14 protein-coding genes are annotated in these 15,181 nt (G+C 58.7%); 6 read left to right on the top strand and 8 right to left on the bottom strand.

Features of this window, described 5'->3' with window-relative positions:
• Window positions 1–172 precede the first annotated feature (172 nt).
• Complete coding sequence (locus KGB18_RS11590; RefSeq protein WP_123722913.1) at window positions 173–1,531, bottom strand: glutamine synthetase family protein; 1,359 nt, start codon at window positions 1,529–1,531, stop codon at window positions 173–175.
• Window positions 1,532–1,691: 160 nt separating this feature from the next.
• Here KGB18_RS11590 and KGB18_RS11585 point away from each other — a divergent pair, with 160 nt between their 5' ends.
• Window positions 1,692–2,618: a helix-turn-helix domain-containing protein gene (locus tag KGB18_RS11585; protein WP_223569932.1), complete on the top strand. Its 927-nt coding sequence runs from the start codon at window positions 1,692–1,694 to the stop codon at window positions 2,616–2,618.
• Window positions 2,615–2,938 (top strand): hypothetical protein, encoded by a 324-nt coding sequence (locus KGB18_RS11580; protein WP_123722702.1) that lies wholly within the window; start codon window positions 2,615–2,617, stop codon window positions 2,936–2,938. The genes KGB18_RS11585 and KGB18_RS11580 overlap by 4 nt, the downstream gene beginning before the upstream one ends.
• Here the strand turns inward: KGB18_RS11580 and KGB18_RS11575 are convergent.
• The 3 genes from KGB18_RS11575 to KGB18_RS11565 are packed head-to-tail and all read right to left on the bottom strand — an operon-like array spanning window position 2,928 to window position 6,635.
• Window positions 2,928–3,977, bottom strand: coding sequence for a DUF2955 domain-containing protein (locus KGB18_RS11575; RefSeq protein WP_223569931.1), 1,050 nt, complete (start codon window positions 3,975–3,977; stop codon window positions 2,928–2,930). The genes KGB18_RS11580 and KGB18_RS11575 overlap by 11 nt on opposite strands.
• Window positions 3,967–5,106 carry an HlyD family secretion protein gene (locus KGB18_RS11570; RefSeq protein ID WP_123722704.1) on the bottom strand — a complete coding sequence of 380 codons (1,140 nt, stop codon included), beginning with the start codon at window positions 5,104–5,106 and terminating at the stop codon, window positions 3,967–3,969. The genes KGB18_RS11575 and KGB18_RS11570 overlap by 11 nt, the downstream gene beginning before the upstream one ends.
• On the bottom strand, window positions 5,103–6,635 hold the full coding sequence (locus tag KGB18_RS11565; protein WP_123722705.1) for an efflux transporter outer membrane subunit: 1,533 nt from the start codon (window positions 6,633–6,635) through the stop codon (window positions 5,103–5,105). The genes KGB18_RS11570 and KGB18_RS11565 overlap by 4 nt, the downstream gene beginning before the upstream one ends.
• 194 nt (window positions 6,636–6,829) lie before the next feature.
• On the opposite strand from KGB18_RS11565, the gene KGB18_RS11560 reads away from it, so the two are divergent.
• Window positions 6,830–7,354: a transporter suffix domain-containing protein gene (locus tag KGB18_RS11560; protein ID WP_223569930.1), complete on the top strand. Its 525-nt coding sequence runs from the start codon at window positions 6,830–6,832 to the stop codon at window positions 7,352–7,354.
• A gap of 7 nt (window positions 7,355–7,361) precedes the next feature.
• On the opposite strand, the gene KGB18_RS11555 is transcribed toward KGB18_RS11560, so the two are convergent.
• Together KGB18_RS11555 and KGB18_RS11550 are read right to left on the bottom strand one after the other, a co-directional pair.
• Window positions 7,362–7,994 carry a response regulator gene (locus KGB18_RS11555; RefSeq protein WP_008015035.1) on the bottom strand — a complete coding sequence of 211 codons (633 nt, stop codon included), beginning with the start codon at window positions 7,992–7,994 and terminating at the stop codon, window positions 7,362–7,364.
• A 33-nt stretch (window positions 7,995–8,027) separates the two neighbouring features.
• Window positions 8,028–9,389, bottom strand: a complete 1,362-nt coding sequence (locus tag KGB18_RS11550) for a cache domain-containing protein (RefSeq protein WP_123361166.1) — start codon at window positions 9,387–9,389, stop codon at window positions 8,028–8,030.
• 434 nt (window positions 9,390–9,823) lie between these two features.
• On the opposite strand from KGB18_RS11550, the gene KGB18_RS11545 reads away from it, so the two are divergent.
• Window positions 9,824–11,881: a carbon starvation CstA family protein gene (locus tag KGB18_RS11545; protein WP_123722707.1), complete on the top strand. Its 2,058-nt coding sequence runs from the start codon at window positions 9,824–9,826 to the stop codon at window positions 11,879–11,881.
• Between the two features lie 15 nt (window positions 11,882–11,896).
• Window positions 11,897–12,094, top strand: coding sequence for a YbdD/YjiX family protein (locus KGB18_RS11540; RefSeq protein ID WP_052963150.1), 198 nt, complete (start codon window positions 11,897–11,899; stop codon window positions 12,092–12,094).
• Between the two features lie 118 nt (window positions 12,095–12,212).
• Here KGB18_RS11540 and KGB18_RS11535 read toward each other — a convergent pair whose 3' ends face one another.
• Together KGB18_RS11535 and potE are read right to left on the bottom strand one after the other, a co-directional pair.
• On the bottom strand, window positions 12,213–13,118 hold the full coding sequence (locus KGB18_RS11535) for an amino acid ABC transporter substrate-binding protein (protein WP_223569929.1): 906 nt from the start codon (window positions 13,116–13,118) through the stop codon (window positions 12,213–12,215).
• Between the two features lie 48 nt (window positions 13,119–13,166).
• Entirely contained in the window at window positions 13,167–14,507 is a 1,341-nt protein-coding gene (gene potE / locus KGB18_RS11530) for a putrescine-ornithine antiporter (RefSeq protein WP_223569928.1), read from the bottom strand.
• A gap of 305 nt (window positions 14,508–14,812) precedes the next feature.
• Between potE and KGB18_RS11525 the strand changes: the two genes are divergently transcribed.
• On the top strand, window positions 14,813–15,178 hold the full coding sequence (locus KGB18_RS11525) for a histone-like nucleoid-structuring protein, MvaT/MvaU family (protein ID WP_095053989.1): 366 nt from the start codon (window positions 14,813–14,815) through the stop codon (window positions 15,176–15,178).
• Window positions 15,179–15,181 lie beyond the last annotated feature (3 nt).

The raw sequence follows: 15,181 nt of genomic DNA, 5'->3' as shown, positions 1-15,181 counted from the left end.
TTTGTGGGAGCGGGCTTGTGTGGCGAGGGGGCTTGCCCCCGTTCGACTGCGAAGCAGTCGTAAAACCAGTCACCACTTTCTAAATTCAAGATCGTGGTGACTGTTGTTAGGGGTGCTTCGCCCCCCAACGGGGGCAAGCCCCCTCGCCACACAAGCCCGCTCCCCCAGGGAATCAGACGCTAAGCAGCAGGAACTCCCGCTCCCAGGAGCTGATCACGCGCTTGAAGTTTTCGTGTTCGGCGCGTTTGACCGCGACGTAACCCCGCACGAATTTGCTCCCCAGATAGCGCTCGATGGTTTCGCACTCTTCCATGCGCGTCAGTGCGTCCTCGATGGTGATCGGCAGGCGCAGATTGCGCCGTTCGTAGGCACGGCCCTGCACCGCGGCGCTCGGCTCGACCTTCTCGACCATCCCCAGATAACCGCACAACAAGCTCGCGGCAATCGCCAGATAAGGGTTGGCATCAGCACCCGGCAAGCGGTTTTCCACGCGCATGGCGTCGGGGGTGGAGGTCGGTACGCGCAGGCCGACGGTGCGGTTTTCTTCGCCCCATTCAACGTTGACCGGTGCCGAGGTGTCAGGCAGGAAGCGGCGGAACGAATTGACGTTGGGCGCGAACATCGGCAGCACTTTGGGAATGTACTTTTGCAAGCCGCCGATGTGGTGCAGGAACAGTTCGCTCATCTGCCCGTCGGCATTGGCGAAAATTGGCTGGCCAGTGGCGATGTCCACCACACTTTGATGGATATGCATGGCGCTGCCGGGTTCGTCACCGATGGGTTTGGCCATGAAGGTCGCAGTGACGTTGTGCTTGAGTGCCGCTTCACGCAGGGTGCGTTTGAACACGGTGATCTGGTCCGCCAGATCGAGAGCGTCGCCGTGACGGAAGTTGATTTCCATCTGCGCCGGTCCGTCTTCGTGGATCAGCGTGTCGAGATCAAGACCCTGGAGTTCACACCAGTCATAAACGTCTTCAAACAGTGGGTCGAATTCGTTGGCGGCGTCGATGGAAAACGACTGACGACCGCTTTCCGCACGGCCCGAGCGTCCCAGTGGCGCCTTGAGCGGCAAGTCCGGGTCTTCGCAGCGCTGGGTCAGGTAGAACTCCATTTCCGGCGCGACAATCGGCTTCCAGCCTTTGTCGGTGTAGAGCTTCAGGACTTTTTTCAGCACGTTGCGTGGCGACAGTTCGATGGGATTGCCGAACTTGTCGAACGTGTCGTGGATCACGATGGCGGTCGGCTCGATGGCCCATGGAATGACGTAAACCGCGTCGGCGACAGGTTTGCAGACCATGTCGATGTCAGCCGGGTCGAGCAGGTCGTAGTAGATGTCGTCGTCGACAAAGTCCCCGGTTACCGTTTGCAACAGCACACTTTCCGGCAGGCGCATGCCTCGCTCATGCAGGAACTTGTTGGTGGGTGCAATCTTGCCGCGAGCAATGCCGGTCAAGTCGCTGACCACACACTCGACCTCGGTAATCTTGTGATCTTTCAGCCACGTGAGCAGCTGATCGAAAGGGACATTCATAAAGACCTCGTTGTTGGTTTCATTGACGCCGGGGAAAGCGGCTTCATCCACCGAACACTTCCCCTGTGGCGCGTTGACGACTATCTTGGGTGAGCCTTGCCGTTCCATCTATCCACTTTAAACAGCACAAAGCGCACCAAAAGAGTGCGCAAGGCATCCCATGACAGCGTGCAATTCGTTACAGGTTCAAGCGTTCAACACCGCCGACGTGGCTGAGCAGATCCGCGCCACACCGGGTTGGGTGCAGCACTATCAGCAGATGTCCCCGGGGCATTTCTCCGGGCGGGTGCGCTATCTGGATTTGCAAGGCGTAGAGATTTACGAGGAACAGATGAACACCCGGGTCGAGCAGAATTTCAGCGCCCCCGAAGGCGCGCTGGCGTTCTGTTTCGATCGCAGTGACAACTCGCTGTACGTGTTGAACGGTGAAAGCCGCAACATCTGGATCACCCCGGAGAACTACCAGGAAATCGCCGTGGTGTTCGGTCCGGAGTTCGTTCAGCGGCATGGCCTGGACGTAGCGCGGCTCGAAGGCTTGTTCATGTCGCCGCTCAATTCAGGCCAGAACGCGCTGTTCAGCCGCTGGTTGAGCGGGACGTTGACGCGGCTGACGCAGACGCTGGATCCGCCGAGCATAGAGGCGTTGACCCAGCAACTATTGGAGGACTGTTTGTACATCCTCGATAACGCCTGTGTGTGCCTGGACCGCGCAGGTTTGCAGCGTCGGGCGGAAGAGCGAACGATCATGAAGCGCGTCGCCGAATGGGCCGCCGATACACCGGAAGAAACCCTCAATTTGCTGGAGCTGTCCCAGGTGGCCGGGGTTTCGCTGCGTCAGTTGCAACATGCGTTCAAGGCCTATACCGGGATGACACCCACGCATTGGTTACGTTTGCGTCGGCTCAACAGCGCACGCCGTGAATTGCTCAGCCGAACGGCCGGGGAAACGACGGTCGCGCAAGTGGCTATGGATTGGTCGTTCTGGCATTTGGGACGGTTTTCCAGCAGTTATCGAGCGTTGTTCCAGGAACTTCCCAGCCAAACACTCGCCCGCAAACACAGTGGACCGTGTCGGAGATCATCATGAGTCGGTTATCGTCTTTCAGCCTGTGTGTCCTAATGTCGATGGTCTGTACGCAGGTGCAAGCCGAAACGGTCGTGCCCTTGAAAGGGCAGACCTCGCAACAAGCCCAGTTGGACATCAACGATTGCAGCAACGTCGTGGCCAGCCAGAGCACCTCAAGCCCGCCATCCTCGGAGGTTGCTGCGGTGGATGCTGCTGCCGGGGCGACGGGGGCGGAGGTACGAGGACGTCAACATGACGAATTTTATGAGCCGGTCGAGAACGATGTGAAACAGCACTATCACGGCTGCCTGCAAGGGCGGGGTTATCAGATCACTCCGTGAACTGAGTGACGCCTGGATTGCGCTGCCGCCGATCGAGTAAATGAACCATCAGCAAGGCATAGAGCGTGAGGGCGATAAACAATCCCATGCGCACGACGAAGGCGGTATAGACGTCCTTTCCGGCGAGGCTGTCCTGAACCGATTGACCCAGCAGGATGATCAACGTGATCAGGCTGTTGAGCCAGAACCCCGGGGTTTGTCGGGTCGGGCTCAGGGCATAGAGCTTGCGCGCCAACAGTAAGCCGAACAGGAGCATCCACAGAAAGAACATCCACAGGTGCACAAACAGGCTGAGCGCGCACCAGAACACAACGGCCAACAGCCCCCCCATGAACGTCGAACCGAGCAGTTCATGACCAGCGTTGCGCGCCGTTGTCGTCGAACTCTGCTGACCAAGGCTGACCGCTTTCAAAATGATCGGCAGGTAGCTGGCCGGGTCGATCAGTGCCAACAGGAACGCCGGTACAACAATCAGGGTCGCACGCAGCGCAACCCGGCTCACCTCTTGCGCCGGCAGAGCGCTGGCGGCGGGTGGGGAGGGGGCATTGGCCGGGTCGGGAAACAACCAGTGACTGAACGCCACGACGATGACGGCGAGGATCAAGCCCATGACCAAGGCGCCAATGACCATCATCGCCAGATCGAACTCGGCGACGCCGGCCGAGGAAATCATGGTCAGGCCAATGATCAGGAAAGTCATGATCAAGGTGTTGCCGCCGCGCAGGCCAAAGCCAAAGGCCAGGAACAGACTGACTCCGATCAGCAGCACGCCGCAGAAGGGGTAATAGCGCAGGACGGGAATCAGCAACAGACCGATGCCGGTGGTCAGCATCGCGGCCACCGCAAGCACCAGCCCGGCCTTGAACGGCAAAGGCCGATTGAGCGAGGCCAGCAGCAACACGGCGAGCACTGGCGAAATAAAGGGGATCGGCAGCGCCAGGCCGAAGCTGATGGCCAGGCATAGCGCCGTGCCGGTGGCTAGACGCAACGCCCGTTGAACACGAGGCGTGCGCTGAGTAGGCACGCCCTTAATAGGCATAGCTCAGCCAGCTCATCAGCCCTACAAACAGACGCCCAAGCGGGTTCAGCGGATTGCCTTCGGTAGGAAACGCCATGACTTCAGCCTGCCCACCGGCACGGATGGCGCGACTGTCGAACAGCGTTTTCCTCGATTCCTCCGAAAACTCGATAATCACCGGAAAACGCTGGGCCGGACGCAGCCAGTCACGACTGTTCTGTACGCTGGGGAGGCTGCCGGGTGCAGTGGTCTGACCCACGCTGACGCCGTAGCCGACACTGCGCACACGGCCCTCGAAAACCCTTCCCGGCAGGGCATCCAGAACGATCGAAACAGGGGTGTCGACCTCGACCAGGCCGAGGTTGTTTTCGGTCATGTCCGCGCTGATCCACACATCGTGGATGGCAATCAGGGTCATGACCGGGCTGCCGGCAGTGGCGAACTGTCCGACATCGGTGCGCAGATCGGTGACAAGTCCTGCCGACCGTGCGCGTATCTGCGTGTTGGACAAGTCCAGTTCGGCTTTCGACAACGCCGTGGCGGCGCTACGCAACAGCGCGTTGTCTTCTTCGCTGCCGCCTTCCTGTTCCCGTGCCCGCTGAACTTCGGCACGGGCTGCGGCGACCTGACTGACGGCCTGTTCACGGCTGGCCCGAGAGACTTCGAGCAGGCGCACGGAAATGGTTCCCCGGTCTTCGCGGTACAAGCCTTCAAGACGCTGATTGTCCTGCCGTGCCTTCAGTTCATTGGCCTGGGCGGCGCGCAAATTGGCTTGAGCCGAAGCAATACCGGCGGTGCTGGCACCGATCTGGCGGCGGGTAGACTCCAGGTCGGCACGTGCGCGGTCGACGGCGATTTGATAGGGCTGCTGATACACCTCAAACAGCACATCGCCCGCCTTGACGTCTTGGTTATTGCGCACATTCACGCTGACTACCCGGCCGGCCACTTCGGATGCCACCGGAATGACAAAGGCGCCCACCCGGGCCTGTTGCGTATACGGGGTGAAACGGTCAGCCAACAGGTACCAGGCCAGGCTCAATACGATCAGCAGCATCACCCATTTGATGCCCTTTTTTGCAGGATCGGCGGCAGGCTCGGGCGCCTTGGGGGAGGGCGCCTCAGTAACGGGCGGCGAGGGTTCAGTCATCGGCTTTGACCTTCTGGCACGGGATAGGATGCTTGCGAAGGGGCCGGCTCATTCAGCAGGTTGCCCCAGTCGGTGCGTTGTTCCATTTGCTGGCGAGTGCTTTGATCGACTGTCGGCTGCGCGCTGTACCACCCACCGCCAAGGGCTTTGTACAGGGCGATCAGGTTGCTCACGGCATTGCTGCGGCTGAGCAGGTAATTGTCCTGCTGTTCGAGCAATGCGCGTTGAGCGTCCAGCACGCGCTGGAAGTCCGAGTAACCTTCACGGTATTGGGTGTTGGCCAGGCTCAACGAACGCGCGGCGGCGACCTGCGCCTCACCCAGGATGCGTTCGCGCTCCAGTGATTTGATCAGGCTGCTGGCGGCATCATCGGCCTCTCGTGCGGCCTGGCGGACTTTATCGCGGTAAACCTCAATCAGCTGCTGCAACCGCGCATCTTGTACACGCACGTTGTTGCTGATCTGGCCGTGGTCAAACAGGTTCCAGCGCAAACTGGGGCCGCCGATCAGGTCCAGGCTGTTGGAGGTGCCACTCAACGTGTCGGTGGTCCAGACGATACTGCCCAGCAAGGTCAGCGACGGGTAGAAGTCGGTTTCCGCCACACCGATCAGTGCCGACTGGGCGGCGACATTGAGCTCGGCAGCGCGCACGTCCGGTCGACGCAACAACAGGCTGGCCGGCACGTCTTGCAGCACGGCTCGGTCCACCAGCGGGATCAGCCCCTCGTTTTCGAGCAATTGGGGCAGGGCGCTGGGTGGCCGGCCGATCAGCACGGCCAACGCGTTGCGGGTGCGCAGTACTTGTGCCTCAAGATCCGGAATGCTGCTCAAGGTGCCCAGGTATTGGGTCTTGGCTTGTTGCAAGTCGAGTTCGGCGCTCTGGCCACTGTTGAACAGTTTTTCGGTGATCTCAAAGTTGCGCTTTTGCTGCTCGGCGTTTTCTCGGGCGACGCGTAAACGCGCTTCGGTGGTGCGCAACGAAAAGTATGTATCGGCCACCTGAGCACGCAGCAGTACAAGTACATCTTCATAGTTGGCTTGAGCCGCGAAGTAACTGGCATCGGACGACTCGATGGCTCGACTGAAGCGCCCCCAGAAGTCCAGTTCCCAACCGACGTCAAAGCCCGCGCTGTGTTGCCAGAAGTGGCTGTCTTGGGGGTTGTTGCCGCCGGACTGCTTGCGGTTGAAGTACAGGCTGTCGGCGCTGGCCTGTTGCAGTTGCGGATAGCGTCCGCTTTGCGCAATACCCAACCGGGCACGGGCTTCCATGACGCGAAGGCCGGCAATTTTCAGGTCTGAATTGTGCGCATCCGATTCGTCGATCAGCGCGTCGAGGACCGGGTCGGCGAACACTTGCCACCACTGGCGAAGGTCGGGATTCAGGCTTCGTTCGCTGGCCTGCTCAAGCGCAGGGCTGCTCCAGAGTTTTGTCCAGGCCTCGCCGGGGGCCTGAAAATCCGGCCCCAGACGGACACAGCCGCCAAGGCCAAGGGCGACCAGCAGAAGCAGCCGACCAGAGCGCGTCAGCATCGGTGCACTGATAGTAGATCTTGGGAAAACGTCATCCGAACATCCCCAGTATTGAAATGGCGTTGGTTACCGGTTCGCTTAGGTTAGTACAGCTCGGACAAATACAAGGTCATGTTGAATGATCATGAGATCGACCAACTGCTACGCTTCTGAAGATCCATTAATCCCGGCCAGAAAAGAAGGTTAAGAAGACCATGAGCAACCCTCAGGATGACAATGCACCCAGTTCCGCTGGTTGGCGCTTCAAACTGGGCATCGCGATTATCTGTTTGATGCTGGGATCCTGGCTGATGGTGCCTCTCGCTGCCGCAGCGGATGTGCCAGGCTCAAAGATCGCGGCACTGACAGGCGTTTTGTTTATCAGTAACAAGATTCTGTTGATTCTCGCCATTGCCATTATGGGCAAAGCCGGCTTTCAGCAACTCAAGCGCAGCATGTTTGGTTACGTCTCCGCGCTTGCACCGGCGGCAGACGTGGAAGTAGGCCCTGCTCGCCATAGAATTGGTTTGGTGATGTTTTGCCTGCCGCTGATCTCGGGATTTCTCGAACCCTACATAGACACTCTTTGGCCGGGACTGAGACCCAATATCTGGCAGCTCCAGGCGCTGGGCGATGCCATGTTGATCGGCAGCTTTTTCGTACTTGGGGGGAATTTCTGGGACAAGGTCCGCGCGTTGTTTGTTCGCACGGCACGTGTCGTTAATACGAGCGCGGTGTGAATCGCCTCTAGCGCGAAATGATCCCATGATCGATCGCGTACTTTACGAGGGCGGCGGGTTTGTCGATGTTGAGCTTGCGACGGATACTCAGGCGATGGGTTTCTACCGTCCGGACACTGATGTCCAGTTCGCGAGCCATTTCCTTGTTGTTCAGCCCCTGAGCCATCTTGTACAGCACCTGGCTTTCGCGCGGAGTCAGCTCGTTGTCGGTACTTTTATCGGCAATGAGCCGCTGTGCGATTTCGGCACTGTAGAACGTCCCGCCACTGACAATGGCTTCGATCGCCGCAATGATTTCCCGTGAAGGCGCGTTCTTCAGCACATAGCCGCTGGCACCCGAGCGAACGGACTCACTCACGTATTCATAGTTGTCGTACATGCTCAGTACCAGCACTTTGAGCGACGGGTACTGGCTGCGCAACAACCGGGTCAGTTCGAGGCCGTTGATGTCCTTCAGGCTGATGTCGACCAGCAACAGATCCGGCTGGCAGCGCCCGACCATCTCGATGGCATCGACGCCATTCTCGGCTTCTCCCACCACTTCCAGCTGCGCCATGACCGCCAGCAGCGATTTGATTCCGTCGCGGACCAGGGAGTGATCGTCGACCAGGGCGACGCGGATCGGGTAGGGCAGGTTCATCGCAGGCATTCACTCTAATTGTTATGGGTTGAGTCAGCGTTCTGTACCGGGCAGTTTCATCGGCAGCAGCACGTCCAGCTCACTTCTTCCCGGCATCGATGTCAGGTCGAATCGACCGCCAAAATGCTCGACACGCTCACGGATATTGCGCAGGCCAATGCCGGCGTGACGACGTTCGACCTGGGCGACGTTGAAACCGATACCGTCATCGACCACCGTCAACCGTACGGACTTTTCAGAACCGTGCAGGGTAATGATGACGTTTTTTGCTTGTGCGTGGCGTTCGATATTGGTCAGGCCTTCTTGCACGATGCGAAACAACGAGACGGCGGCGCCATCGACCAGATGACAGTCGAATTCGTTATCGTTGAAGGTCACGACCAGACCGCTGCGTTGCTCGAATTCTGCGGCAAGTTGACCGATTGCCGCTGGCAGGCCGAGGGTGTCGAGCAGCGACGAACGCAAGTCATGGGAGAGGCTGCGAACTTCGCCAATCGCGTCCCCGAGGCGCTGCGTGGCGTCTCTTAAAATACCCAATCCCTTGTCTTGCCCATTCTCCAGCACATGGCTGGCCAGTTCGAACTGAAACTTGATCGACACCAGTAGCTGGCTGATGCCGTCGTGCAGCTCTCGGGAAACCCGTGACCGTTCTTCCTCCTGCAGGCTGACGATGCGTTGGGTCAGGCGCTGGAGTTTTTTATCGGCCAGGCGATGTTCGCTGACGTTCAGCGTCATGCCGCTGGCGAACACAAACAGCACCGCCACAAGGGCCACCGCCGCAATCGCCCCCATGGTTTTACGGATGCCCTGAGCCACCTCGGCACGCGCTTGTTGGGTGGCGCGTTCGACGTCTTCAAGGTAGATACCGGTGCCTAGCATCCAGCCCCAACGATCCAGCATCACCACGTAGGCGAGCTTGTCGGTCACTTGGCCTGAAGAGGGTTTGTTCCAGGCATAACGCTGAAAGCCTTCGCCTGATTGCGCACTTTTGAGCAACGCCTGGATCACTGGTAAACCGTGAGGGTCTGTCATGTCCCACAGGTATTTGCCCACCAGCTCTGACTGGCGCGCGTGCATCAGACTGCGGCCCTCGCGGTCGTAGACGAAGAAGTAGCCGTTGATGCCAAAGCTGAGCTTGCGCAGTTCTTCCAGCACTTGTTGCTGCGCGCGCTCATCGCCCCGACCGTCGTCGTACAGCGGCGCGATCAGGCTCTGCGCCATTTCGACGTAGTTTTTCAGTTCTGCGCGCTTGCTGGCCAGAATGCTGTCTTCGATCAGTTGCGCCTGTTGATCACCCAGTTGCCGGTTCAGGGAAATCACCAGCGCGCAGATGACCGCGATCGCCAACACCAGCGGCAGAATCCCGAGCGCGACGATTTTGTGTTTGAGCTGCATCTCTACTCCTGGCCAGACCGAGGGAAGGCGAAGGCCCGGCATCATATGCCAAAGATACGCGCCTCCAGTAGCAGTGCTGAACAGAATGACCTGCGGCCGCGATGAAACGCAGAACCTTGTGGGACCGGGCTGTGGCGAGGGGGCTTGCCCCCGTTGGGCTGCGAAGCAGCCCCAAAAAATCTCTGATGTACCAAAGATTTTGTGAGTGCTACGCACTCAAACGGGGGCAAGCCCCCTCGCCACAGCCGCTCCCACAGGTGTTGCATTTCGACTGAGAGATCAGCGGTATCTACGTAGAACTACGTAGACGCCACGTACGTAGTAACGCGGATTTATTTGTCGACAGCATGGGCGGATATTGGGTCCGCTCCGCAATGCGGACACAATTATAATAATTACCGCCGCAGCCACTGGTTGTCGGCAGGAGACACGCTATGCCCCGTCTGGCTAAACACCTCGCCTGGTTTGCCGTGGCTGTCCTGGGAGCGTTTGCGCTAAGTGTCGTGGCCCTGCGCCGCGGCGAAGCCATCAACGCCCTCTGGATCGTAGTCGCAGCAGTCGCTATTTATCTCGTCGCATACCGCTATTACAGCCTGTTCATCGCCACCAAGGTGATGCAACTCGATCCCAATCGAGCCACTCCCGCCGTACTCAACAATGATGGTCTGGACTACGTGCCGACCAACAAACACGTACTCTTTGGTCACCACTTCGCAGCCATCGCTGGCGCGGGGCCGCTGGTCGGTCCGGTATTGGCGGCGCAGATGGGCTACCTGCCCGGTACGCTGTGGCTGATTGCCGGGGTGGTGCTGGCCGGTGCGGTGCAGGACTTCATGGTCCTGTTCATGTCCACCCGCCGCAACGGCCGCTCCCTGGGCGACATGGTCCGTGAAGAAATGGGCCGCATCCCCGGGACCATCGCGCTGTTCGGCTGCTTCCTGATCATGATCATCATCCTCGCGGTGCTGGCGCTGATCGTGGTCAAGGCCCTGGCCGAAAGCCCTTGGGGCATTTTCACGGTGATGGCGACCATCCCGATCGCGATGTTCATGGGCATTTACATGCGCTACATCCGCCCGGGTCGCATCGGTGAAATTTCGGTGATCGGCGTGGCGTTGCTGCTGGGTTCGATCTGGCTGGGCGGGCAGATTGCCGCTGACCCGGTCTGGGCCAAAGCCTTTACCTTCACCGGAATCCAGATCACCTGGATGCTGATCGGCTACGGTTTTGTCGCGGCGGTTCTGCCGGTATGGCTGATCCTGGCGCCGCGTGACTACCTGTCGACCTTCCTCAAAATCGGCACCATCGTTGCGCTGGCGATCGGCATTTTGATCACCATGCCCGACCTGAAAATGCCGGCATTGACTCAGTTCATCGACGGCACCGGGCCGGTATGGAAGGGTGGGTTGTTCCCGTTCCTGTTCATCACCATTGCCTGTGGCGCGGTGTCCGGCTTCCACGCACTGATTGCTTCCGGCACCACGCCGAAGCTGCTCGCCAGTGAAGGCCATGCCCGTTACATCGGTTACGGCGGCATGCTGATGGAATCCTTCGTCGCCATCATGGCCATGGTTGCCGCTTCGGTAATCGAGCCTGGCGTGTACTTCGCCATGAACAGCCCCGCAGCCCTTGTAGGCTCCGATGCTGTTTCGGTGGCTCAGACCGTCAGCAGCTGGGGTTTTGCAATTACCCCGGAAGCGCTGCAAGCGGTGGCCAAGGACATCGGTGAAACCACCATCCTGGCCCGTGCCGGTGGTGCGCCGACCCTGGCGGTCGGTATCGCGCAGATCCTGCACCACCTTCTGCCGGGTGAAAACACCATGGCGTTCTGGTACCACTTCGCAATCCTGTTCGAAGCGCTGTTCATCCTGACTGCCGTCGACGCCGGTACCCGTGCGGGGCGTTTCATGCTGCAGGACTTGCTCGGCTCGTTCGTGCCGGCGCTGAAACGCACCGAGTCCTGGACTGCCAACCTGATCGCAACGGCCGGTTGCGTGGCGATGTGGGGTTACCTGCTGTACCAAGGCGTGATCGACCCGCTGGGTGGCATCAACACCTTGTGGCCGCTGTTCGGTATCTCCAACCAGATGCTGGCTGGTATCGCGCTGATGCTGGCGACCGTCGTGCTGATCAAAATGAAACGCCAACGCTACGTCTGGGTGACCATGCTGCCAGCGGTGTGGTTGTTGATCTGCACCACCACCGCAGGCTTCATCAAGCTGTTCGACGCCAACCCGGCGATCGGCTTCCTGGCGCTGGCGAAGAAGTACAGCGATGCGTTGGCCAACGGGCAGGTTTTGGCGCCGGCCAAGAGCATCGAACAGATGCAGCATGTGATCTACAACGCCTACACCAACGCAACGCTGACGGCGCTGTTTTTGCTCGTGGTGTTCAGCATCCTGTTCTTTGCACTCAAGGTTGGCATTGCCGCCTGGGGCACTAAAGAACGTACGGATAAAGAAGCGCCGTTCCAGGCTCTGCCGGATGCTTGATGGAGGAGGGTGCCCATGTTCAATGACCTGAGTCGCCTCGGCAAATACCTCGGTCAGGCCGCGCGCTTGATGGTTGGCATGCCTGACTACGACAATTACGTTGAGCATATGCAAACCAAACACCCGGACAAACCGTTGATGAGCTACGAGGTGTTCTTTCGCGAACGTCAGGAGGCTCGTTACGGCAGCAAGGCGGGACCGAAGTGCTGTTGATGCGAAACATTTAAGCGGCATTTTGCTTTAGGAGCCCGGCCTGCCGGCGATAGCGATCTTCGAGACGCTACCGTCGGCAAGCCGGGCTTTTTTGTCGTTGTACTTTTTAGACTTGCCTCTAAGGTATCGCATAGACCTTGAACAGCTTTTTGTCCGTGTCGGTAATGCCTTCCAGGTAGGTGCCGTATGCCTGCTCGATCTCGCCCGATCGATACATTTCACTCAGTGCGGTGTCCACCAGCAAACGGAAATCTTCATCGTCTCGATCCACCGCCATTGCAGTCGGCGAGTACTCAAAAACTCGATCCAGCAAGACCAGATTTCCTGCGGAATGGTTATTGGCGAGGAGATTCTTCAGCATCATGCGCTCGGCGAAGAAGGCATCGGCTTTGCCTTCGGCGACCAGTTTGAGGCCTGCTTCAGTGTTCTCGACCGTGACCAGGGTGGCCACCACACCGAGTAATCGCATCTGCTGACGGATCCATGCCTCGGTGATTCCGCCCGCGGTGGCGGCATAGGTTTGGTTGGACAGCCCATGGTTGACGGTCGCACGCCAGGTCGGTCCGGTATGGGCTACTTTGCCGTTTAGTACATTGAGCAACGCCTCAGGTGCTTCCTGGCGCACCACTGCCGAAAGGCCGGCCGTGTAGATCGGTACCGAGAAACTCACATGCTTGCGTCGCGCCAATGTGGGTGGCGTCGGCGTACAGAGGATGTCGATCTCGCCCGAGCTCACGGCACTCATCTCGTCGTTGATGGAGACGGGGCGGTAACGTACCTGCAACGCGGGCAAACCCAGCTCGGTCTTGATTTTGTCGGAGACCTTCAGACAAAGCTCGATCGCATAACCGCTGGCTTTGTCGCCTTTCTGGACGCTAAACGGTGCGAAGTCCGGCAGGTAACCGAGGGTGAAGGCATTGCTCGCCCGCACGCGTTCAAGGGTATTGGCACCGGCCAGTACCGGCACCATTGTGAGCAGGCAGACGAACAGCAAGTTAGTGGCTTTGGTCAGTTGTACGTTCATATCCTGGCGCCCCGCATTCGGATGTCTGTGCTGTCCTGAAGATTACAGCTAAGGATTGCCGGCCCTGGTCTGAGCGGTTGGAGACGCATCGACAAAACGCTTGGAGAGGAAGCCATAGAGCAGGTAGCCGAATGTAAGGACAATGAGGCCACCGAATACGGCATCCTTGCCGCAGGCATAAAGGGCGTACAACGAATAGGCCACGGCGATCAGTAATAGCGTCGTGTTGCGGGTGTAGACCCCTGCGCTGACTTTGGCTTTGTACATCATGACCAGCAGGCCGGTGGCGGCTGTCACGTATGGGATCAGGTTGGTCACGGCCGCCAGGCTGACGAGCTTTCCGAACTGGGCGCTGGCATTGGGCGAGATGGTCGACAGTGCCATCAAGGTCTGCAAGACGCCGCAGACGAGCATGCCGACAATGGGCGCATCCTGTGCGCTGACCTTGCTGAACAATTTCGGAAACATCCCTTGGTCAGCGGTCATTTTGGCCGTTTGCGCCAGGGTGAACTGCCAGCCCAGCAGCGAACCAACACAGGCCATCACTGCCAGCGCCATGACGATGTTGCCGACCGTGGGGTTGAACATATGTGCATAGACGAGCGCGAAGGGGGCCGAAGAGTTGGCCAGTTCGGCATTGGGTATGATGCCCTGAATGACCGTAGTCGACAGCACATAGACCACTGCCGCACCCAGCGTGCCGAACAGGCAGGCCAACGGTACGGTGCGCTTGGGATCTTCCACCGCATCGGAGGCCTGCGCCGCCGACTCCATACCGAGGAACGCCCACAAGGTCAGGGGAATCGCCTTGCTGATGGCGTCGGAGATCGGCAGGTTGTTCGGATTCCAGGCGGCAATCAGCACATCGGGCTTGAACCAGAACCAACCGATGATACTCAAGCCGGCCACCGGGATGATCACACCCCACACGGTAATCGCACCGATCTTGCCGGTGATACCGGGGCCACCGAAGTTGGCCGCGGTGGTCAACCAGAGCAGGCCAACCGTACCGATGAACAGAGGAATGGCGCCACTGCCCAGCCAGGGCACGAACGATGTCATGTAGCCCACCGCGGAGATGGCGACGGCCACGTTGGCGATGCCCAGCGAGAGAAAATACAGATACGAACAGAGGAAGAAGCCTGATTTGGCGTGCGCCTCTTCGGTATAGGCAGACAACCCGCCTGAGCGCAGACAGTAGATGCCACACTGGGAAAAACAGTACGCGATGGCCATGGAACCGACGGCAGTGACGACCCATGAAAGCAACGAAACGGCCCCGAGTTGGGCCATGCTCGTCGGCAACATGATGATGCCCGACCCCATCATGTTCACCGTCACCAATGTGGTGAGCCCCATGAGGCTCATTTTCTTGCTTGAGTCGGCCATCGCAAACCCCTTGATCTGCTCAACACATTGACCATAGCCCTGATTGTCATGCTCAAGGTCCGGAAAGTGCCCATCGAACAGTTTTATCGCCAGGTAGTCTCATCGAAGATGGCTTTTGGGGTTCTGAACAGCAAAAAGAAATGGCCGACATGGTATGACTCCAAAGCAGGAGGCTTGAGACAACAAGCTGACTTTATTTGCTGTTCAATCATCTGATTTAGATCAATCAACGGTCATTGCAGGGGGACTTTTTCTTAGCGGGCTCTGTCACATGTACATACATACAAAACACATATGAGGTTTACATGTCCAAGCTAGCAGAGTTCCGTCAACTCGAAAAACATCTGGCTAAACAGCTCCAGGCGCTCGAAGCACTAAAAGGTGATGCAGGCCTTCAAAAGGAAATTGATTTCGAAAAGAAGCTGCGTGATTTGCTAGCCAAATACGGCTATAGCCTGAAAGACGTGATCAATCTTCTTGAGCCACAAACTGGCCGTCGCGCATCAGCAACCGCGCCGAAATCCGGCACACGCAAGCCGCGCCAGGTGAAGATCTACAAAAATCCAAACACTGGCGAAGTCGTCGAGACCAAGGGCGGCAACCAGAAGACACTCAGGGAATGGAAATCTAAATTCGGCTCCGCCACTGTCGAGTCCTGGCTTACCAAGTGAGTT

The sequence above is a fragment of the Pseudomonas sp. BF-R-26 genome, assembly GCF_019947395.1.
Lineage (GTDB): Bacteria > Pseudomonadota > Gammaproteobacteria > Pseudomonadales > Pseudomonadaceae > Aquipseudomonas > Aquipseudomonas farris.
The sequence above is the reverse complement of the archived record's forward strand: the minus strand, read 5'-3'. Positions and strand labels throughout refer to the sequence as shown.